The organism is Pseudomonas sp. H1_D05, assembly GCF_054682705.1.
Window position 1 is genome coordinate 2687501 of record NZ_CP162825.1, and the last position, 21739, is coordinate 2709239.

Annotated in this window: 12 protein-coding genes, 1 tRNA gene and 2 rRNA genes (1 of these 15 only partly in view); 13 read left to right on the forward strand and 2 right to left on the reverse strand. The window is 58.6% G+C overall.

All coding sequences use genetic code 11. From position 1 onward, the window contains the following. The 9 genes from AB4O11_RS12040 to AB4O11_RS12080 form a co-directional block, all read left to right on the forward strand. Nucleotides 1–65, forward strand: a tRNA-Ala gene (locus AB4O11_RS12040) (it extends 11 nt beyond the left edge of the window). Between the two features lie 246 nt (nt 66–311). Further along, nucleotides 312–3206: ribosomal RNA gene (locus tag AB4O11_RS12045) — 23S ribosomal RNA — on the forward strand. Between the two features lie 152 nt (nt 3207–3358). After that, nucleotides 3359–3474: ribosomal RNA gene (gene rrf, locus AB4O11_RS12050) — 5S ribosomal RNA — on the forward strand. Nucleotides 3475–3628: 154 nt separating this feature from the next. After that, on the forward strand, nt 3629–7081 hold the full coding sequence (recC, locus tag AB4O11_RS12055) for an exodeoxyribonuclease V subunit gamma (protein WP_093442400.1): 3453 nt from the start codon (nt 3629–3631) through the stop codon (nt 7079–7081). Continuing rightward, nucleotides 7078–10767 (forward strand): exodeoxyribonuclease V subunit beta, encoded by a 3690-nt coding sequence (gene recB / locus AB4O11_RS12060; RefSeq protein ID WP_460130730.1) that lies wholly within the window; start codon nt 7078–7080, stop codon nt 10765–10767. The genes recC and recB overlap by 4 nt, the downstream gene beginning before the upstream one ends. After that, nucleotides 10764–12872 carry an exodeoxyribonuclease V subunit alpha gene (gene recD / locus AB4O11_RS12065; protein WP_460130732.1) on the forward strand — a complete coding sequence of 703 codons (2109 nt, stop codon included), beginning with the start codon at nt 10764–10766 and terminating at the stop codon, nt 12870–12872. Before recB ends, recD begins: the two co-directional genes overlap by 4 nt. A 119-nt stretch (nt 12873–12991) precedes the next feature. Then, nucleotides 12992–13567 carry a YfiR family protein gene (locus AB4O11_RS12070; protein WP_093442386.1) on the forward strand — a complete coding sequence of 192 codons (576 nt, stop codon included), beginning with the start codon at nt 12992–12994 and terminating at the stop codon, nt 13565–13567. Further along, nucleotides 13564–14832 carry a diguanylate cyclase domain-containing protein gene (locus AB4O11_RS12075; RefSeq protein ID WP_095051047.1) on the forward strand — a complete coding sequence of 423 codons (1269 nt, stop codon included), beginning with the start codon at nt 13564–13566 and terminating at the stop codon, nt 14830–14832. The genes AB4O11_RS12070 and AB4O11_RS12075 overlap by 4 nt, the downstream gene beginning before the upstream one ends. Nucleotides 14833–14879: 47 nt before the next feature. Continuing rightward, nucleotides 14880–15332 carry an OmpA family protein gene (locus AB4O11_RS12080; protein WP_095051054.1) on the forward strand — a complete coding sequence of 151 codons (453 nt, stop codon included), beginning with the start codon at nt 14880–14882 and terminating at the stop codon, nt 15330–15332. Here the strand turns inward: AB4O11_RS12080 and AB4O11_RS12085 are convergent. Beyond that, nucleotides 15329–16276: a LysR family transcriptional regulator gene (locus tag AB4O11_RS12085; protein ID WP_460130734.1), complete on the reverse strand. Its 948-nt coding sequence runs from the start codon at nt 16274–16276 to the stop codon at nt 15329–15331. The genes AB4O11_RS12080 and AB4O11_RS12085 overlap by 4 nt on opposite strands. A gap of 149 nt (nt 16277–16425) precedes the next feature. Here AB4O11_RS12085 and AB4O11_RS12090 point away from each other — a divergent pair, with 149 nt between their 5' ends. Further along, nucleotides 16426–17952: a CoA-acylating methylmalonate-semialdehyde dehydrogenase gene (locus tag AB4O11_RS12090; RefSeq protein ID WP_038357437.1), complete on the forward strand. Its 1527-nt coding sequence runs from the start codon at nt 16426–16428 to the stop codon at nt 17950–17952. A 10-nt stretch (nt 17953–17962) separates the two neighbouring features. Beyond that, on the forward strand, nt 17963–18865 hold the full coding sequence (gene mmsB, locus AB4O11_RS12095) for a 3-hydroxyisobutyrate dehydrogenase (RefSeq protein ID WP_093442369.1): 903 nt from the start codon (nt 17963–17965) through the stop codon (nt 18863–18865). 163 nt (nt 18866–19028) lie between these two features. Here mmsB and AB4O11_RS12100 read toward each other — a convergent pair whose 3' ends face one another. Further along, nucleotides 19029–19373, reverse strand: coding sequence for a cupin domain-containing protein (locus AB4O11_RS12100; protein ID WP_003177747.1), 345 nt, complete (start codon nt 19371–19373; stop codon nt 19029–19031). A gap of 512 nt (nt 19374–19885) precedes the next feature. On the opposite strand from AB4O11_RS12100, the gene AB4O11_RS12105 reads away from it, so the two are divergent. Together AB4O11_RS12105 and AB4O11_RS12110 are read left to right on the forward strand one after the other, a co-directional pair. After that, on the forward strand, nt 19886–20455 hold the full coding sequence (locus tag AB4O11_RS12105; RefSeq protein ID WP_460089797.1) for an acyl carrier protein: 570 nt from the start codon (nt 19886–19888) through the stop codon (nt 20453–20455). Nucleotides 20456–20463: 8 nt separating this feature from the next. After that, nucleotides 20464–21738 (forward strand): beta-ketoacyl-[acyl-carrier-protein] synthase family protein, encoded by a 1275-nt coding sequence (locus AB4O11_RS12110; protein WP_460130736.1) that lies wholly within the window; start codon nt 20464–20466, stop codon nt 21736–21738. Nucleotide 21739: the final 1 nt, after the last annotated feature.

Genomic DNA, 21739 nt, shown 5'->3' on the forward strand with positions numbered 1-21739 from the left:
TCAGCTGGGAGAGCGCCTGCCTTGCACGCAGGAGGTCAACGGTTCGATCCCGTTTGGCTCCACCACTACTGCTTCTCTTGTATAAAGCTTAGAAATGAGCATTCCATCAAGATGATGATGAATGTTGATTTCTAGTCTTTGACTAGTTCGTTCTTTAAAAATTTGGGTATGTGATAGAAAGATAGACTGAACGTTACTTTCACTGGTAACGGATCAGGCTAAGGTAAAATTTGTGAGTTCTCTTAATTGAGAAATTCGAATTTTCGGCGAATGTCGTCTTCACAGTATAACCAGATTGCTTGGGGTTATATGGTCAAGTGAAGAAGCGCATACGGTGGATGCCTTGGCAGTCAGAGGCGATGAAAGACGTGGTAGCCTGCGAAAAGCTTCGGGGAGTCGGCAAACAGACTTTGATCCGGAGATGTCTGAATGGGGGGAACCCAGCCATCATAAGATGGTTATCTTGTACTGAATACATAGGTGCAAGAGGCGAACCAGGGGAACTGAAACATCTAAGTACCCTGAGGAAAAGAAATCAACCGAGATTCCCTTAGTAGTGGCGAGCGAACGGGGACTAGCCCTTAAGTGGCTTTGAGATTAGCGGAACGCTCTGGAAAGTGCGGCCATAGTGGGTGATAGCCCTGTACGCGAAAATCTCTTAGTCATGAAATCGAGTAGGACGGAGCACGAGAAACTTTGTCTGAATATGGGGGGACCATCCTCCAAGGCTAAATACTACTGACTGACCGATAGTGAACTAGTACCGTGAGGGAAAGGCGAAAAGAACCCCGGAGAGGGGAGTGAAATAGATCCTGAAACCGTATGCGTACAAGCAGTGGGAGCAGACTTTGTTCTGTGACTGCGTACCTTTTGTATAATGGGTCAGCGACTTATTTTCAGTGGCGAGCTTAACCGAATAGGGGAGGCGTAGCGAAAGCGAGTCTTAATAGGGCGTCTAGTCGCTGGGAATAGACCCGAAACCGGGCGATCTATCCATGGGCAGGTTGAAGGTTGGGTAACACTAACTGGAGGACCGAACCGACTACCGTTGAAAAGTTAGCGGATGACCTGTGGATCGGAGTGAAAGGCTAATCAAGCTCGGAGATAGCTGGTTCTCCTCGAAAGCTATTTAGGTAGCGCCTCATGTATCACTGTAGGGGGTAGAGCACTGTTTCGGCTAGGGGGTCATCCCGACTTACCAAACCGATGCAAACTCCGAATACCTACAAGTGCCGAGCATGGGAGACACACGGCGGGTGCTAACGTCCGTCGTGAAAAGGGAAACAACCCAGACCGTCAGCTAAGGTCCCAAAGTTATGGTTAAGTGGGAAACGATGTGGGAAGGCTTAGACAGCTAGGAGGTTGGCTTAGAAGCAGCCACCCTTTAAAGAAAGCGTAATAGCTCACTAGTCGAGTCGGCCTGCGCGGAAGATGTAACGGGGCTCAAACCATACACCGAAGCTACGGGTATCACCTTCGGGTGATGCGGTAGAGGAGCGTTCTGTAAGCCTGTGAAGGTGAGTTGAGAAGCTTGCTGGAGGTATCAGAAGTGCGAATGCTGACATGAGTAACGACAATGGGTGTGAAAAACACCCACGCCGAAAGACCAAGGTTTCCTGCGCAACGTTAATCGACGCAGGGTTAGTCGGTCCCTAAGGCGAGGCTGAAAAGCGTAGTCGATGGAAAACAGGTTAATATTCCTGTACTTCTGGTTATTGCGATGGAGGGACGGAGAAGGCTAGGCCAGCTTGGCGTTGGTTGTCCAAGTTTAAGGTGGTAGGCTGAGATCTTAGGTAAATCCGGGATCTTAAGGCCGAGAGCTGATGACGAGTGTTCTTTTAGAACACGAAGTGGTTGATGCCATGCTTCCAAGAAAAGCTTCTAAGCTTCAGGTAACCAGGAACCGTACCCCAAACCGACACAGGTGGTTGGGTAGAGAATACCAAGGCGCTTGAGAGAACTCGGGTGAAGGAACTAGGCAAAATGGCACCGTAACTTCGGGAGAAGGTGCGCCGGTGAGGGTGAAGGACTTGCTCCGTAAGCTCATGCCGGTCGAAGATACCAGGCCGCTGCGACTGTTTATTAAAAACACAGCACTCTGCAAACACGAAAGTGGACGTATAGGGTGTGACGCCTGCCCGGTGCCGGAAGGTTAATTGATGGGGTTAGCTAACGCGAAGCTCTTGATCGAAGCCCCGGTAAACGGCGGCCGTAACTATAACGGTCCTAAGGTAGCGAAATTCCTTGTCGGGTAAGTTCCGACCTGCACGAATGGCGTAACGATGGCGGCGCTGTCTCCACCCGAGACTCAGTGAAATTGAAATCGCTGTGAAGATGCAGTGTATCCGCGGCTAGACGGAAAGACCCCGTGAACCTTTACTATAGCTTTGCACTGGACTTTGAATTTGCTTGTGTAGGATAGGTGGGAGGCTTTGAAGCGTGGACGCCAGTTCGCGTGGAGCCATCCTTGAAATACCACCCTGGCAACTTTGAGGTTCTAACTCAGGTCCGTTATCCGGATCGAGGACAGTGTATGGTGGGTAGTTTGACTGGGGCGGTCTCCTCCTAAAGAGTAACGGAGGAGTACGAAGGTGCGCTCAGACCGGTCGGAAATCGGTCGTAGAGTATAAAGGCAAAAGCGCGCTTGACTGCGAGACAGACACGTCGAGCAGGTACGAAAGTAGGTCTTAGTGATCCGGTGGTTCTGTATGGAAGGGCCATCGCTCAACGGATAAAAGGTACTCCGGGGATAACAGGCTGATACCGCCCAAGAGTTCATATCGACGGCGGTGTTTGGCACCTCGATGTCGGCTCATCACATCCTGGGGCTGAAGCCGGTCCCAAGGGTATGGCTGTTCGCCATTTAAAGTGGTACGCGAGCTGGGTTTAGAACGTCGTGAGACAGTTCGGTCCCTATCTGCCGTGGACGTTTGAGATTTGAGAGGGGCTGCTCCTAGTACGAGAGGACCGGAGTGGACGAACCTCTGGTGTTCCGGTTGTCACGCCAGTGGCATTGCCGGGTAGCTATGTTCGGGAAAGATAACCGCTGAAAGCATCTAAGCGGGAAACTTGCCTCAAGATGAGATCTCACTGGAACCTTGAGTTCCCTGAAGGGCCGTCGAAGACTACGACGTTGATAGGTTGGGTGTGTAAGCGCTGTGAGGCGTTGAGCTAACCAATACTAATTGCCCGTGAGGCTTGACCATATAACACCCAAGCAATTTGCGTCGAAGAGACCAGATTGCGGTGTGTGAAGACGAAACGAACCGAAAGTTCGATGTTCACAAAACACCGAAAGCTGTCACATACCCAATTTGCTGAAGCGAGGCCATCTGGTCACGAGTCAGTACCCGAATTTCTTGACGACCATAGAGCGTTGGAACCACCTGATCCCATCCCGAACTCAGCAGTGAAACGATGCATCGCCGATGGTAGTGTGGGGTTTCCCCATGTGAGAGTAGGTCATCGTCAAGATTAAATTCCGAAACCCCAATTGCGAAAGCAGTTGGGGTTTTGTTTTGCCCGCAGGAAAGTTCGTACAGCATTCAAGGATGTCGTCCGGCTGTCATACCCTGTCGACAATGCTAAGGTTCTGCCCTGGCTTTTGTACTTCTCCAAGGAAACCCTTATGCCGGACGCCCAGTCCCTCAACGCTGCATTCATGGTGGTCCAGAGCAATAGTCTGGACGAACTGCGCAGCCTTGTGATCAGCATAATGCGGCGCTATCCACTGGCCCCGCTGGAAAACGAAATCGCTCTGGTGCAGAGCAACGGTATTGCCCAGTGGCTCAAATTGGCCTTGGCTGAAGATCCAGAGGACGACGATCTCGGAGGTTGCGGTATTGCTGCCGCGATAGATGTGCAACTGCCGGGCAGTTTCATGTGGCAGCTTTACCGCATGGTATTGGGTCGAGATGAAATTCCTCCCAAATCCCTGCTCGATAAGGCCCCGCTGACCTGGCGCCTTATGCGTCTGCTGCCACAGGTGATTGATCGCCCGCATTTCGAGCCGTTGCAACGCTTCCTTACCCATGACACCGACCTGCGCAAGCGCTATCAATTGTCCGAACGCTTGGCGGATCTGTTCGACCAATATCAGGTGTACCGGGCCGACTGGCTGGAAGACTGGGCCGAAGGCCGGCATCAATTGCGCACGGTCAGAGGTGAAGTAAAACCACTGCCCCCGACCAGTTGCTGGCAGGCAGAACTGTGGCGCGCGCTGCTGGATGACGTAGGCGAACAGGGCATGGCGCAGAGTCGTGCTGGCGTCCATCAACGGTTTCTCGAACGCATCAATAACCTCAACGAAGCACCTGCGGGATTGCCTTCGCGAGTGATCGTTTTCGGGATTTCTTCGCTGCCAGCCCAAGTGCTTGAAGCGCTGGCCGGGCTCGCACGTTTCAGTCAGGTTCTGCTGTGTGTACACAACCCGTGCCGCCACCATTGGGCCGATATCGTCGCCGACAAGGATCTGCTGCGGCATCAATACAAACGGCAATCGCGCAAGACCGGAATGCCAGCAGTGCTGGATCCTGAAACACTGCATCAACACGCCCATCCATTGTTGGCTGCGTGGGGCAAACAGGGCCGGGACTACATCAACCTGCTCGACAGTTATGACGATCCCAATAGCTATCGGGCGGCTTTTCGCGACGGCCGCATAGACCTGTTCAGCGAAACTCAGCCGCACAATCTGCTCAATCAACTACAGGACGATATCCTGGAGTTGCGCCCACTCAATGAAACCCGTGAGCACTGGCCTGCTGTCGATCTGGCACAGGACGAGTCGATCCGCTTTCATATTGCCCACAGCGCTCAACGTGAAGTCGAAATACTGCATGACCAGCTCCTGGCACGCTTCAGTGCCAATCCGGATCTGCGTCCGCGCGATGTGATCGTCATGGTGCCTGACGTCGATAGCTATGCCCCGCATATCCGCGCGGTTTTTGGTCAGCTTGACCGGCATGATTCGCGGTTTATCCCCTTCACATTGGCGGACCAGGGACAACGTGGCCGTGATCCACTGCTGATCGCGGTCGAACACCTGCTCAAGCTTCCCGACAGTCGTTTCCCGGTCAGTGAAATTCTCGACCTGCTCGACGTTCCCGCACTCCGCGCTCGCTTTGGTGTAGAAGAGCGCGACCTGCCGACACTGCATCGCTGGATCGAAGGCGCGGGCGTGCGTTGGGGCATGAGTGCCGAGCAGCGAGCGGGTCTGGGTTTACCCGACGAGCTTGAGCAAAACAGTTGGCATTTCGGCCTGCGTCGCATGCTTCTAGGCTACGCCGTCGGCAGTGCCAATGCATGTGAAGGGATTGAACCCTACGATGAGATTGGCGGACTCGACGCCGCACTGATCGGGCCGTTGGTGGCTCTGCTCGATGCGCTGGAACTCGCCCATCAACAGCTCACCCAACCCGCTCAACCCAAGGAGTGGGGATACCGTTTGCAGGCCCTGATGCAACTGTTCTTCAAGGCCAGTAACGAGCATGACGACTACTTGTTGACCCAACTCGAAGAGCTGCGCGAAACCTGGCTGGAAACCTGTGACGCCGTAGGTCTGGCGGATGAGCTACCACTGACCGTGGTTCGTGAAGCATGGCTCGCCGGCCTGGACCAAGGGCGTTTGTCTCAGCGTTTTCTGGCCGGTGCCGTGAATTTTTGTACGCTGATGCCCATGCGTGCCATACCGTTCAAACTGGTCTGCCTGCTGGGAATGAACGACGGCGACTATCCACGCGCACAGCCGCCGCTGGACTTCGACCTCATGGGCAGCGACTACCGTCCGGGAGATCGCTCACGACGTGAAGATGACCGTTATCTTTTGCTTGAGGCGCTTTTGTCGGCGCGCAATCAGCTGTACATCAGTTGGGTGGGACGCAGCATCCGCGACAACAGTGAGCGACCAGCCTCCGTGTTGATTGGCCAACTGCGCGATCACCTCGCCAGCGGTTGGCGATTGCTCGATGAAAACCGCGATCTGCTGAGTGCCATGACGCAAGAGCACCCGCTGCAGCCGTTCAGTGCGCGCTATTTTCATGAGGGCGATCAACTCTTCAGCTATGCCAGCGAATGGCAGGTTCTGCATCAACAGCATGAGTCTCAAAACGAAGCGCAGGTGCTGACGCCTTATGTACAAGATGAGCCGCTGAGCCTGGCGTTGTTGCAGGACTTTTTGCGCAACCCGGTCCGGCACTTTTTTACCCAACGTCTCAAGGTGTATTTCGAAGCGGCCGAAGCCCCCCTGGCCGATGAAGAGCCCTTCGTGCTGGACGCATTGCAGCGTTACACGCTCAGCGACAGCCTGCTCGAAGCTGCTCTCAGGCAACCGGACAATGTCGAACAGGCGCTGACTGCCCAGGCACGACGTCTGCAAAACAGCGGTCTGTTGCCAATGGCAGGGTTTGGCGAGTGCCTGCAGCGAGAGCTGATCGAACCTCTGCCGGATCTACTGCAGCGTTATCAGCAACTGCTGACACTGTGGCCGACCCCGTTGAGCAGTGCCACGCCGGTCAACCTTGAATTACAGGGCTTGCGACTCGAAGGCTGGCTCGCCGGTTTGCATCAGCGTGCTGACGGAGGCCTGTTGTCGGTCACGACCATTCCCAACAGCATTGGCTCGATAAAAAGCCGTAAATGGCATCGTCTGATCAAACCCTGGGTCAATCATCTGGTGGCCTGCGCCAGTGGACTTTCCCTGAGCACCGCATTGGTGGCCAGCGATGACACGCTGCTGCTTGAACCGATGGAGCCGGATCGAGCGGTACGTTTCCTCGGCGATTTGCTCCTCGCCTGGCAGGCCGGGATGCGTCAGCCACTGCCGATCGCGGTAAAAACTGCCTTCGCGTGGCTCGCTCAGAGCGACCCGCTGAAGGCCGAAGCGGCCGCGCGTAAAGCCTATGAAGGTGACGGGCAGACCAGCGAAGGCGAGCGCCGCGAGAGCCCTGCGTTGTCACGGCAATTTGCCGATTTTGACGCATTGCTTGCCGAAGAGACGTTCTCCGGTTGGTGTGACGCCTTGTATCGCCCGTTGTTTGAAGCGCCCTGGCGTTCGCTGTCCACCGAAGGGGCTCGCGCATGATTACCAAGACACCCCTCGCACTGGCATTCCCGCTACAGGGCAGCCAGTTGATCGAAGCCAGTGCCGGTACCGGTAAAACCTTTACCATTTCGGCTTTGTATCTGCGGCTTATCCTCGGGCATGGTGACGAGGCGAGTGGATTCGGCCGAGAATTGTTGCCACCACAGATTCTCGTGGTGACCTTCACCGATGCCGCGACCAAGGAACTGCGTGAGCGCATACGCACGCGTCTGGCTGAGGCCGCGCGATTCTTTCGTGACGAAACGCCTGCGCCCGACGCGCTGATCGCCGAATTGCGTGATCAATTCGACTCCCCACAATGGCCCGGTTGCGCCAACCGCCTCGATGTCGCCGCGCAATGGATGGACGAGGCAGCTGTCTCGACGATCCACAGTTGGTGTCAGCGCATGCTGCGTGAGCATGCGTTCGACAGCGGCAGCTTGTTCACCCAATCCCTGGAAACCGATCACAGCGAGTTGCTCGGCGAAGTGCTGCGCGATTACTGGCGGCTGTTCTGTTACCCGATGCAGGGCGATGCCTTGAATTGGGTTCGCAGCAATTGGGGTGGGCCGGCGGCGTTGTTGCCTCGCGTGCGCGGCCTGTTCGCCAGCGAGCGTGACAGCGACGAGGGCAAGGCGCCTGCGGAGCTGATCGATGAATGTCTGCAAGAACGCCGTGCCGCGCTGATCGAGCTGAAAATGCCATGGCGTCAGTGGGCAGACGAATTGCTCGCCATCTGTCATCAAGGTGTTGCGAGCAAAACTGTCGACGGTCGCAAGATGCAGGCGCGTTACTTCGAACCGTGGTTCGAAAAGCTCAAGGCATGGGCCGAAGATGAGTCCCTGGAACAACTGGATATCGGCACTGGTTTCACCCGACTGACTCCCGACGGGATGGCCGAAGCGTGGAAAGGCCATGCTCCCAGTCACCCCGGCCTGGACGCGATGCCGAAGCTCAAGTCGAGTCTCGATGCATTGCCAACCCCTGATGCCGCAGTGCTGCAACATGCCGCCAAATGGGTAGGCGCGCGCTTTGAAGAAGAGAAGCGGCGTCGCGCCGAGATGGGCTTCGACGACATGTTGTTGCGCCTGGATGCCGCTCTGCAATCCGACGGAGGCGAACGTCTTGCGACGTTGATTCGCGAGCAGTTCCCGGTCGCGCTGATCGATGAGTTTCAGGACACCGACCCGGTGCAGTACCGAATCTTCGAAAGTATCTATCGCATCGAAGACAACAGTCCTGAGACCGGCCTGTTCCTGATTGGTGATCCGAAGCAGGCGATCTACGCTTTCCGTGGTGCAGACATCTATACCTACCTGCGCGCGCGTCAGGCCACCACTGGCCGGCTGCATACGCTGGGCACCAACTTCCGTTCCAGCCACGGCATGGTCAACGCGGTCAATCATGTTTTCGCACACGCCGAGTCCCGAGAGCAGGGCCGCGGGGCGTTTTTGTTCCGCGAGAAAAACGGCGACAACCCGGTGCCGTTCCTCCCCGTCGAATCTCAAGGTCGCAAGGAACAGCTGCAAGTTGCCGGGCAAGCTGTCGCGGCGTTGAATGTCTGGCACTTGTCCACCGACCAGCCACTGTCAGGTGCGGTCTATCGTCAGCAGTTGGCGGCAGCGTGCGCCAGCGAAATCACCTCGCTGCTCAATGGTGGGCAAAACGCTAGCGCAGGGTTCATTCAGGACGGCAAAGATTTCAGAGGCCTGAGGCCGTCCGACATCGCGATTCTCGTGCGCGACGGCAAAGAAGCCCAGGCCGTGCGCGGAGAACTCGCCGCCCGTGGCGTTCGCAGCGTTTACCTGTCGGACAAGGATTCGGTATTCGCGGCACAAGAAGCCCACGACCTGTTGTCCTGGCTCAAGGCCTGTGCCGAGCCGGATGTCGAACGCTCCCTGAAAGCGGCATTGGCCTGCATCACCCTGAACCTGCCATTGGCCGAACTGGAACGTCTGAACCAGGACGAACTGGTCTGGGAAACCCGGGTCATGCAGTTCCGTGGCTATCGCGAGCTATGGCGCAAGCAAGGCGTGCTGCCGATGTTGCGCCGCCTGCTGCACGACTTCCATCTGCCGCAAACCTTGATGACGCGCACCGATGGCGAGCGTGTCCTGACCAACCTTTTGCACCTGTCGGAATTGATGCAGCAAGCAGCAGCGGAGCTGGACGGTGAACAAGCGCTGATTCGCCATCTGGCTGAACTGCTGGCAGTGTCTGGCCAGGCCGGCGAAGAGCAGATTCTGCGTCTGGAAAGTGATGAGCAATTGGTCAAGGTCGTGACCATCCACAAGTCCAAAGGCCTGGAATATCCATTGGTGTTCTTGCCGTTCATTTGTTCGGCAAAACCCGTGGATGGCAGTCGCCTGCCACTGCATTACCACGATGCAGAGGGCAAGGCTCAGATGAGTTTGAAATCAACTGCCGAGTTGGTAGCGCAAGCGGACGATGAGCGGTTGGCCGAAGACTTGCGCTTGCTCTACGTTGCGTTGACTCGCGCACAACATGCCTGCTGGTTGGGCGTGACGGATCTCAAACGGGGCAATAACAACAGCTCGGTGCTGCACCTCTCGGCGCTGGGTTATCTGCTTGGTGGTGGCGCATCGCTTGGTGAGTCCAGCGAACTGAAACGCTGGCTGCAAGATCTGCAACAGGATTGCCCGGCTATCCATATCGATGAAATGCCCCAACCCACTGACGAGCATTACCAGCCGCCACGCAATGACGCCGTGCTGAGTGCCACACTGTTGCCCAAGCGCAAGGCCAGCGAAAACTGGTGGATCGCCTCCTACAGCGCTCTGCGCATCAGCGACGTGTTGAGTGGCGGCAGCGATGAAGCACCGGACAGCCCGCAAGCGCAAAAGCTGTTTGATGACGAACGCCTCGACCCCGATGCTCCACGGGAAATCATTGCCGGCGGTGCCGATATTCACCGCTTTCCGCGCGGCCCCAATCCCGGAACGTTTCTCCACGGTTTGCTGGAATGGGCCGGAGATGACGGCTTTGCCGTTTCCCGCGAGGCGCTGGAGGATGCGATTGCCCGACGCTGCAACCTGCGCGGTTGGGAGGGTTGGATCACCACCTTGAGTGACTGGTTGCAGCATTTGCTCAAATCGCCACTGCCGATTGCCGGCGGGCAGCCACCGGTTGTACTCGAACAACTGAAGCAGTATCGGGTCGAGATGGAGTTCTGGTTCGCCAGCCATAAAGTCGATGTAGTCAAACTCGACGAACTGGTGCGTCAGCATACGCATCGGGGCGTGGCCCGCGTGGCAGCCGAACCGGTGCAACTCAACGGCATGTTCAAAGGCTTCATCGACCTGACCTTTGAACACGATGGCCGTTATTACGTGGCGGACTACAAATCCAACTGGCTAGGTGTGGATGATCAGGCCTACACCGAGCAGGCCATGGAACAGTCAATCCTCGACAACCGCTATGACCTGCAATACGTGTTGTACCTGCTGGCGTTGCATCGCCAGCTCAAGGCGCGGCTGCCTGATTACGATTACGACCGACATGTCGGCGGCGCGTTGTATCTGTTCCTGCGTGGCACGCGTGCTGACAGTCGTGGTGTGTATTTCGCCCGTCCACCCCGTGAACTGATCGAGCGTCTCGACCGTATGTTTCAAGGAAAACCTGAACCCAAGTCCGAACCCGCCTGGGAACAGGGAGTCCTGCTATGAGCCGCACCTTTGCCGATTTGCTCCCCACGCCGTTGGCAGCCGACAGCCTGTCGAGGCTTTCGCCGCTGACTCGCGCCGATGACCTGTTGATATTGCTGACTCGTTGGGTCGAGCGTGGCTGGCTGCGTGCGCTGGACAAAGCGTTCGTCGCGTTCCTGCACGAACTTGAGCGCGACACCGATCCGCTGGTGCTGCTGGCTGCCGCCCTGACCAGCCATCAACTGGGCCACGGTCATGTCTGTCTTGATCTGTACGAAACCCTGAAGGCTCCTGACTTCGCGCTGTCGCTGCCCCCCGAAGGCGACGTGCAAGGCGGTGTGCTGTTGCTGCCGTCGCAATTGCTTGAGGCGCTCGACGGTGCTCACTGGTGCAAGGTTTTGGCCGGCAGCTCTTTGGTCGCGCTGGCGGCGGATACCAGCGATTTCGCACAGCAACGCCCGCTGGTCTTGTCGGGCAAACGTCTGTATCTGCGACGCTACTGGACCTACGAACGGCGCATTGATACGGCATTGCGCGAGCGCCTGCAGCAAGTCGAACCAACACCGGACGATCTGCCGCAGCGCTTGAACGAACTGTTCGGATCAGCGAGAACGGGTGAGGTGATCGACTGGCAGAAACTCGCCTGCGCCATTGCGACTCGTGGTGCCTTCAGCATCGTCACCGGGGGGCCGGGGACCGGCAAAACCACTACGGTCGTGCGTTTGCTGGCCCTGCTGCAAGCACCCGCAGTCGCTACCGGTCATCCGCTGCGGATTCGTCTGGCGGCACCGACAGGCAAGGCCGCGGCGCGGTTGACCGAGTCCATCAGCCAGCAGGTGCAGTCGCTGAAAGTTACCGAAGAGGTGCGGGCGAAGATTCCTTGTGACGTCACCACCGTGCATCGCCTGCTGGGCAGCCGTCCCGGCACCCGCCATTTCCGCCACCACGCCGGCAATCGCTTGCCACTGGATGTGCTGGTGGTCGACGAAGCCTCGATGATCGACCTGGAAATGATGGCCAATCTGCTCGATGCCTTGCCACCCCATGCACGCCTGGTTCTGTTGGGCGACAAGGACCAACTGGCCTCTGTGGAGGCGGGCGCTGTGCTGGGGGATTTGTGCCGTGACGCCGAGGGTGGCTGGTACAGCCCGCAGACCCGACAGTGGCTGGAGTCGGTCAGCGGTGAGTCGTTGCAGGGCAGCGGCTTGCATGAAGACGTCGAAGGCGCCCACCCGCTGGCCCAGCAGGTGGTCATGCTGCGCCACTCCCGGCGCTTCGGCGAGGGCAGCGGGATCGGTCAGCTCGCGCGTCGGGTCAATCAACAGTTGCCGGATGAAGCGCGTCAGTTGCTCACCGCCGGACACTATGACGACGTGTATTCGTTGCCGCTCAAGGGCGAACAGGATCACAAGCTGGAGCGCCTGCTGCTGGAAGGGCACGGCGACGGCCCGCAGGGTTACCGCCATTATCTGAGTGTGCTGCGTGACCAGCGCCCACCCTCGGCTCGGCCCCTCGAACATCCGGACTGGGTCGTTTGGGCCCGCGAAGTCTTGCAAGCTTTCGACACTTTCCAGTTGCTGTGCGCCGTGCGCAAAGGGCCATGGGGTGTCGAAGGCCTGAATCAACGCATCACCGCCGCATTGCTCAAAGCACGTCTGATTGAAAACGATCAGCAATGGTACGAAGGCCGTCCGGTTCTGATGACTCGCAACGATTACGGTCTGGGCTTGATGAACGGCGACATCGGGATCGCTCTCAAGCTGCCCGAGCGCGAAGGGCCGGACGCGGGGAAACCGGTATTGCGCGTGGCGTTCCCGCGCAACGACGGCCAGGGCGGCGTGCGCTTTGTACTGCCCAGCCGCCTGAACGACGTTGAAACCGTCTACGCCATGACGGTACACAAGTCCCGGGGCTCGGAGTTTGCCCACACGGCGCTGATCCTGCCGGATGCCTTGAACCCGGTGCTGACCAAAGAATTGATCTACACCGGCATCACCCGCGCCAAGCACTGGTTCACCCTGATCGAATCCCGCCCGGGGGTGTTCGAGGAGGCAGTGCAGCGCAAGGTCAAACGCCTGAGTGGGCTGATGCTGGAACTGGAAGAGGGCGCCGTGCCTTGGGGGTGAAAATCCAGACGATTGACGGCGATTACTGACCGACCGGTCAGGGGTCGCTGTCTCGCTGGCGTTCCAGTGCTGTGCTATCGTTGCGGCATCATTTCGCTACGATCCAAGAGAATCCCTGCATGAAGGTGTCTGTCTGGGCGACAGAGCGCGTAGTTGTCTGCAAGCACGCGTTGCTTGTCGGTCTGCTCTGGTTGTTGACGGGTGCGGCTGTCGCACAGTCTCAAGCGCCGACGGGCATGGCCGAACAACGGGCCAAATCTGTGACTCAGGTTGTTCTTGGCATTCTCAGCTACGCGCGCTGGCCGGTGGAACCGGCGCAATTGCGCTTGTGCATCGTCGGCCCCACCGAATACACCGATGATCTGGTCAAAGGCACCACTCAAGCCACCGGCCGGCCGGTGACCGTACGTCGCCTGCTGGCCGACAACCCGGCCATCGTCAGCGACTGCGATGCGGTGTACATCGGCAAACTCACGGTGGATGAACGCGCTCGCTTGTTCGCTTCGCTGATCGGTCATCCGGTGCTGAGCATCAGCGAAGGCGGCGATCAGTGCACGGTCGGCAGTCTGTTCTGTCTACGCGTTGGCGATGAACAGGTGTCTTTCGAGGTCAACCTCGACTCTGTTGCCCGCAGCGGCGTGCGTATTCATCCAAGCGTGCTGCAATTGTCGCGTCGCAAACCGGCGGCGCCATGAAACTGTTCCGAGCGGAAAAACGCCCGACGTTGGGGTCGGTCATCGGCCGAGGGCATTTGATTGTTGCGCTGGTGGGCGTGGCGATGGCCAGTGTTTCGCTGACATTGCTCGGTGTATTGGCGTTACGGGTTTACGCCGACCATAACCTGCACTTGATCGCCCGTTCGATCAGCTACACCGTGGAAGCTGCGGTGGTGTTCAACGACAAGACGGCCGCCAACGAATCGCTGGCGCTGATTGCTTCCGCCGAAGAGGTCGCTGATGCCCAGGTGCTGGACAGCCAGGGACAACTGCTCGCGCATTGGCAGCGACCGGAAAACGGCTTGTTCTCTGAGCTGGAAATGCAGATCACCCGCGCCGTCCTGGAGAAACCCATCAGCCTGCCGATCGAGCATCAGGACCGTGAAATCGGTCGCGTATTGCTCACGGGTCATGGCGGTAGCCTGATGCGCTTTCTGCTCAGTGGTCTGGCGGGGATCATCCTCTGTACCGCGATCAGCGCCTGGGTCGCGCTCTACCTGGCGCGGCGCCAGTTACGCGGCATCACCGGCCCCCTGCGCAGCCTGGCCGCCGTCGCCCACGCCGCACGCAGTGAACGCGCGCTGGACCGCCGCGTGCCGCCGGCGAAGATCGCCGAACTCGACAACCTCGGCAATGACTTCAACGCCTTGCTCGACGAACTGGAGTCGTGGCAAACCCATCTGCAAAACGAAAATGAAACCCTCGCTCACCAAGCCAGTCACGACAGCCTGACCGGTTTGCCAAACCGCGCCTTTTTCGAAGGGCGGTTGATCCGCGCGTTGCGCAATGCCGGCAAACACGATGAGCGCGTGGCCGTGTTGTTTCTCGACAGTGACCGTTTCAAAGGCATCAACGACAACTTCGGCCACGCCGCCGGTGATGCGGTGTTGGTGGCCGTGGCCAACCGCGTCCGTGCGCAATTGCGCGAAGAGGATCTGGTGGCGCGGCTGGGCGGTGACGAGTTCGCTGTGCTGCTCACGCCGCTGCACAAGGTCGAAGATGCCGAGCGGATTGCCGACAAGATCCTCGCCAGCATGGACATGCCCATCGCGTTGCCGGGCGACACCAGTGTGGTGACCTCGCTCAGTATCGGCATTGCGGTTTTTCCCGATCATGGTGCTACGCCGGGGGCCTTGCTCGATGCCGCCGATGCGGCGATGTATCAAGCCAAGCGCCTGTCGCGCGGCGCCCAATTCACGGCCGGGGCGGAGCACCCGGTCGATTCCGTGCAAACCAGGAGCTGACTCTCGTGTCCACACTGACCATTCGATCTTTTTACGCTGTGCTGTTGATGGCCGTACTGGCCCTGACCGGTTGCCAGACCGCCCCGCAAAAAGGCCTGACCCCGGCGCAAGTCGCCGTGCTCAAACAACAGGGCTTTGAACTGACCGACGAGGGCTGGGAGTTTGGCCTGTCCGGCAAAGTGCTGTTTGGCAGCGACGTCGAAAGCCTGAACACGCAAAGCACCGAGATCGTTGAACGCATCGGCAAGGCATTGCTGGGCGTCGGTATCGAGCGCGTGCGGGTCGATGGCCACACTGACGCATCGGGCAAGGAAACCTACAACCAGCAACTGTCCCTGCGCCGTGCGAAAAGTGTCGCCAACGTCCTGCGCACAGTCGGCATGAAGGACGAGAACATCCAGCTGCAGGGCCTGGGCAGCAAAGAGCCGGTGGCGTCCAACGATACGGCAGCCGGTCGTACGGAAAACCGCCGGGTCTCGATTGTGGTCAGCGCCGACTAATCGGCGAACTGCATTTCGCGCGTCTTGCCCATCAACAGATCCTGATTTCGCTCAGTCACCTCACGGATGTAATCCCACAACAGGGTGATCCGTTTCAACTTGCGCAGATCCTCCCGGCAGTACATCCAGAACTGCCGGGTGATGTCGATGTCCTCCGGCAATACCGGTAGCAGGCGCGGATCCTGTGCGGCGAGGAAGCACGGCAGAATCGCCAGAGAACGCCCCTGCTGTGCGGCGACGAACTGCGCGATCACGCTGGTGCTGCGCAAATGCGCGCTGGCGCCCGGCAACACGTTCGCCAGGTACAGCAGCTCCGAGCTGAACGCCAGGTCATCCACATAACTGATGAATTGATGCTTGCTCAAATCGGCCGGGCGGCGGATTGGTGGGTGTTTGTCCAGATAGTCCTGGGTTGCGTAGAGCTGCAAACGGTAGTCGCATAATTTGCAGCAGACGTACGGTCCATGCTCCGGGCGTTCCAGGGCAATGACGATATCGGCCTCGCGCTTGGACAGGCTGATGAAGTGCGGCAGTGGCAGGATGTCCACCGAGATCGCCGGGTAGGCGTCGACGAAATGGCTCAACTGCGGGGTGATGAAAAAACTGCCGAAGCCTTCGGTACAACCCATGCGCACGTGCCCGGAGAGTGCCACGCCAGAGCCGGATACCTGCTCGCAGGCCATGTGCAATGTGCTTTCAATCGACTCGGCATAACCGAGCAAGCGCTGGCCTTCGCTGGTCAGGACGAAGCCGCTGGTCCGCGACTTTTCAAACAACAGCGTGCCGAGTGCCGCTTCCAGCGAACTGATCCGCCGCGACACCGTGGTGTAGTCGACAGCCAGCCGTTTGGCAGCAGTGCTGGCCTTGCGGGTGCGGGCGACTTCGAGGAAAAACTTGAGGTCGTCCCAGTTCAGCGAACCGAGGGAGGTGATGTTTTTTTGCATGATGGACGGGCTTATATGTGCGTTCTTATTAGAAGTTTGCACATCTATACTCCAAAAACAGTCCGACAACCAATTCGTGACACACGCCTCATCTCAAGGCGAACCCTTCGCCTTGGCTCCTACGATAAAAACAAGTTTCGGAGACCAGCATGAACGCATCGCTTACGCCCAACGACACCACGCTGCAGAAGGTCAAACTACTGATCGACGGCGAGTGGGTCGAGTCGCAGACCACCGAATGGCACGACATCGTCAACCCGGCCACCCAACAAGTGCTGGCCAAAGTGCCGTTTGCCACCGCCGCTGAAGTCGATGCCGCCGTCAGCGCCGCCCAGCGTGCTTTCCAGACCTGGAAACTGACTCCGATCGGCGCGCGCATGCGCATCATGCTCAAGCTGCAAGCGCTGATCCGCGAGCACTCCAAACGCATCGCCGTCGTCCTGAGTGCCGAGCAGGGCAAAACCATTGCCGACGCCGAGGGCGATATTTTCCGTGGTCTGGAAGTGGTCGAGCACGCGTGCTCTATCGGCAGCCTGCAAATGGGCGAGTTCGCTGAAAACGTCGCCGGCGGCGTTGATACCTACACCCTGCGTCAGCCAATCGGCGTGTGTGCCGGCATCACCCCGTTCAACTTCCCGGCAATGATTCCGCTGTGGATGTTCCCGATGGCCATCGCTTGCGGCAACACTTTCGTTTTGAAGCCTTCGGAGCAGGATCCGCTGTCGACCATGTTGCTGGTGGAGTTGGCCATTGAGGCCGGCGTTCCGGCGGGCGTGTTGAACGTGGTTCATGGTGGTAAAGATGTGGTCGATGGCCTGTGCACGCACAAGGACATTAAAGCGGTGTCCTTCGTCGGTTCGACGGCCGTCGGCACCCACGTTTATGACCTGGCCGGCAAGCACGGCAAACGCGTGCAATCGATGATGGGCGCGAAGAACCACGCCGTGGTGCTGGCCGATGCCAATCGCGAGCAGGCGCTGAATGCACTGGTCGGCGCCGGTTTCGGTGCCGCCGGGCAACGTTGCATGGCCACCTCGGTAGTGGTGCTGGTCGGCGCGGCGAAACAATGGCTGCCAGATTTGAAAGCGCTGGCGCAGAAACTCACCGTCAACGCCGGCAATGAGCCGGGCACCGACGTCGGCCCGGTGATCTCGAAGAAAGCCAAGGCGCGAATTCTCGACCTGATCGAAAGCGGCATCAAGGAAGGCGCCAAGCTGGAACTGGACGGCCGCGACATCAAGGTGCCGGGCTACGAGCAAGGCAACTTTGTCGGCCCGACCCTGTTCTCGGGCGTGACCACCGACATGCAGATCTACACCCAGGAAATCTTCGGCCCGGTACTGGTGGTGCTGGAAGTCGACACCCTTGATCAGGCGATTGCGCTGGTCAACGCCAACCCGTTCGGCAATGGCACTGGCCTGTTCACCCAGAGCGGTGCGGCGGCGCGTAAATTCCAGACGGAAATCGACGTCGGCCAGGTCGGCATCAACATCCCTATCCCCGTGCCGGTACCGTTCTTCAGCTTCACCGGTTCGCGCGGTTCGAAACTCGGCGACCTCGGTCCGTACGGCAAACAAGTGGTGCAGTTCTACACGCAGACCAAGACGGTCACGGCGCGCTGGTTCGATGACGACAGCGTCAACGACGGCGTAAACACCACCATTAACCTGCGCTGAGGAATCGACCATGAAAATCGCATTTATCGGTCTGGGCAATATGGGCGCGCCAATGGCACGCAACCTGATCAAGGCCGGCCACTCGCTGAGTCTGGTCGACCTGAACAAAACCGTGCTGGCGGAACTGGAGCAACTGGGCGGCAGCATTCGTGCTTCGGCCCGTGAAGCTGCTGAAGATGCCGAACTGGTGATCACCATGCTGCCGGCGGCGGTGCATGTGCGCAGTGTCTGGCTCGGTGAGGACGGTGTGCTGGCTGGCATCCGCCAAGGTGTGCCAGCGGTGGATTGCAGCACCATCGATCCGCAGACCGCTCGCGATGTGGCTGCCGCTGCGGCGAAACAAGGCGTGGCCATGGCCGACGCGCCGGTGTCCGGTGGCACCGGTGGCGCGACGGCGGGGACGCTGACCTTCATGGTCGGCGCCACCCCGCAACTGTTCGCCACCCTGCAACCGGTGCTGGCGCAAATGGGCCGCAACATTGTGCATTGCGGCGAAGTCGGCACCGGGCAGATCGCCAAGATCTGCAACAACCTGCTACTGGCGATCTCGATGGTCGGTGTCAGCGAAGCGATGGCGCTGGGCGATGCGTTGGGCATCGACACCTCGGTGCTGGCCGGGATCATCAACAGCTCGACCGGGCGTTGCTGGAGTTCGGAGATGTACAACCCGTGGCCGGGCATCGTCGAAACGGCGCCGGCCTCGCGTGGTTATACCGGTGGGTTCGGTGCGGAACTGATGCTCAAGGATCTGGGGTTGGCGACCGAAGCAGCGCGTCAGGCGCACCAACCGGTGGTGCTCGGCGCGGTGGCGCAGCAGTTGTATCAGGCGATGAGCCAGCGCGGTGACGGCGGGAAAGACTTCTCGGCGATCATCAACAGCTATCGCAAGCCTGCAATTGAAGGGCAGCGCTGAACAAACTGCGGGAGCGAGCCTGCTCGCGATGACGGCGGTTGCTTCAACAAGGAAGTGACTGACGGTCCGCTTTCGCGAGCAGGCTCGCTCCCACAGGGGATTTGCGTATATCAGACATTGTTTGCCGGGAAATCACGTCGGGTGATCTCCCGGCTTTTTTGCATCAGGCAAACACGAAATATTTACGCACGGTCTCGACCACTTCCCACGTGCCTTTCATCCCCGGCTCAACCACGAAAATATCGCCGGCGCGCAGATGAATCGGCGCCATGCCGTCCGGAGTAATCACGCAGTAGCCTTCCTGGAAATGGCAGTACTCCCACTTCACATAATCGACGCGCCATTTGCCCGGTGTGCAGATCCACGTACCCATGATCTTGCTGCCGTCTTCGCTGGTGTAGGCGTTGAGGTTGACGGTGTGCGGGTCGCCTTCGAGTTTTTCCCATTTGCAGGCATCGAGTACCGGCAGCGGATGAGTGTCGCGTAGAACGGTGATAGGGGCGGTCATGTGTCGGCTCCAGACAAGGCGATCAAACGGAAGCTGCACCCTATAGCGCCGTGCCTTGGCCCAGATGTCTGTGCTCGACATGCAGATATCCAGAAACGCTGCCAGGTTTTACGAATGGAGACGTAAACCTTCCAGCAAAATCAATTAACGGCAGTATTGATCTAAAACAAAGGCTATGAAGTTATAACTATTTTACTTGTCTGGTTTTTACTTTTAGTACGTCTGTTCCGTTGCGTCCTTAGTTGCTTTCGATAGTCAACCTGCCTGATACCGCGGGCGCCCCACCATACCCCGTCTTTGTTAAGTAAATAAGTCGCTCACCGCAACAAGGAGGTGCGGTTTCAGTGGGGGGTTGCAGACTTTTTTCGAGTTGTAAAAAAACCTTGAATAGTTCGTTGACTCTCCCCTTAAGGGCAGAGTTTAGATTCCCGCCGCGTGAGAAGTTGCTGTGGGAAAAGTTACTTTTCATAAGTCGAATTCATGAAGTAGTCACGACATATAGGGAGATAGAAATGAACAATCCATTGGACTTGGAACATGTCGTTGCCAGCACTCGCGAAATCCTCGCACAGCTGTTGGTGATGGATGCGAATGACATCGAAGAAAACAGCAGCATCGTCGAAGACCTCGGTGCCGACTCGCTGGACATCGTCGACCTGAGCTTCCAGCTGGGCCGCCAATATGGCTGCACACTGCCGAAAACCAGCGTGCTTGACCATGCGGTGGCGGTTTGCGGGGATGCCAGCGAGTTTCTCGCCAGCGGTCGCATTACCGAAAGTGGCAAGCACCTGCTTGAGCAAAGCCTCAGCGCCTACACCCCGGATCAACTGAAAGCGGGCATGCAGCCGGCTCAGGTCTTCGCTGCGACCACCGTGCGTAACTGGGCCAACCAGTGCCGCAATCTCTTTAACTACCTGCCGGCAGCGTGCCCGGATTGCAACGCTCACCAAGCGGTTCTGAACGAGCGCCAACAAGTGGTCTGCGGCGCGTGCAGTGCACGTCTGGTGCCGGCGGATGGCGATGAAGTGTCCCGTCAATTGGTTGAGCAGTTTGTCACCACTCACACCAAAGAAGTGGTGTAGGAGTTCTCATGCGGGCACGAGAAGTCTATGTGAGCGGGTTCGGTCTGGTGGCGCCCATGGCGCTGGACGCTGCCACGTTGTTCGAGCGGATTTGCCGGAAGCAATCCTGTGTCCGCGAACATCCTCGGTTCAAGGCGCTGGGATTCAACAACAGCGCCGCCGGTTTTATCGACGATACGCAGTGGCAGCGCATCGGGGCCGGTTTCGGCGGCAACGCGGCGCTGCACCCACGGCAAAGTGTGCTGACCGAATACGTTGCCCGGCAGGCGCTGGAGCATGCCGGTCTGACACCGGCAGACTTTGCTCACAGTCGCAGCGGTCTGTTTCTGGGGGCCAACAAGTACTGTGCCGACAGCCACGACCTGCAGCGGCTCAGCCGGTGCATGGATGAGGCCGGACGCGTCGACCTCGACCGTCTGCTGGACAGTCCGGCACCGTCCAGCGCGACTTTCACCCGGCGGGTCGATCAACAGACGCAGCACCTGGCCGATCGGCTCGGCATCCGCGATCACATCTCGACCCATTCCGATGCCTGTGCCGCCGGCACTATGGCCATCGGCAGTGCTTACCGGGCGATCGAGCGCGGAGAGATCGATCTGGCTATCTGCGGCGCCGTCGAACTGATGGCCAACGAACTGCCTTATTACATGTTCAACAGCCTCGGCGCGCTCTGTCAGGCCGACTTGCCGGCGAGCGAACAAAGCCGCCCGTTTATGCCTGACCGTAGCGGTTTTGTCCTCAGCGAAGGCTCGGCGATGGTCATTCTCGAATCCGCTGAACACGCCCAACGGCGCAAGGCTGCGCCACTGGGCCGGGTGTTGGGGTACGCGAATGTCTGCGAGGCACAGAAAATGACCTCCAGCAGCCGCGATGGCAGTAAATACGAGGAATGCATGGAAGCAGCAGTCGAAGATGCCGGGCTGCTGCGCAGCGCCGTGCAACACGTCAACACCCACGGGACCTCCACGCAGGCCAATGACAGTTGTGAAGCGTTGGCGCTGCAGCGTCTGTTCGGCGGCTGCCAGGACTTCATGACCTTCACCGCCAACAAGTCCGCCATCGGGCATTCCCTGGCAGGCAGTGGCGCGATCGAAGCGGTGCTGTCGCTGATGAGCCTGCGTGACGGTGTGCTGTTGCCCACCCTGAATTACGACCCCGAGCGTGCCGAATACCCTTCGCTGAAGTTCTTGAGCGAGCCGGTGCGACAGCCGATCAGCGTGGTGATGTCCAACTCGTTCGGCTTTGGCGGCATCAACAGCTCGCTGGTTCTGGGGAGGGCATGAC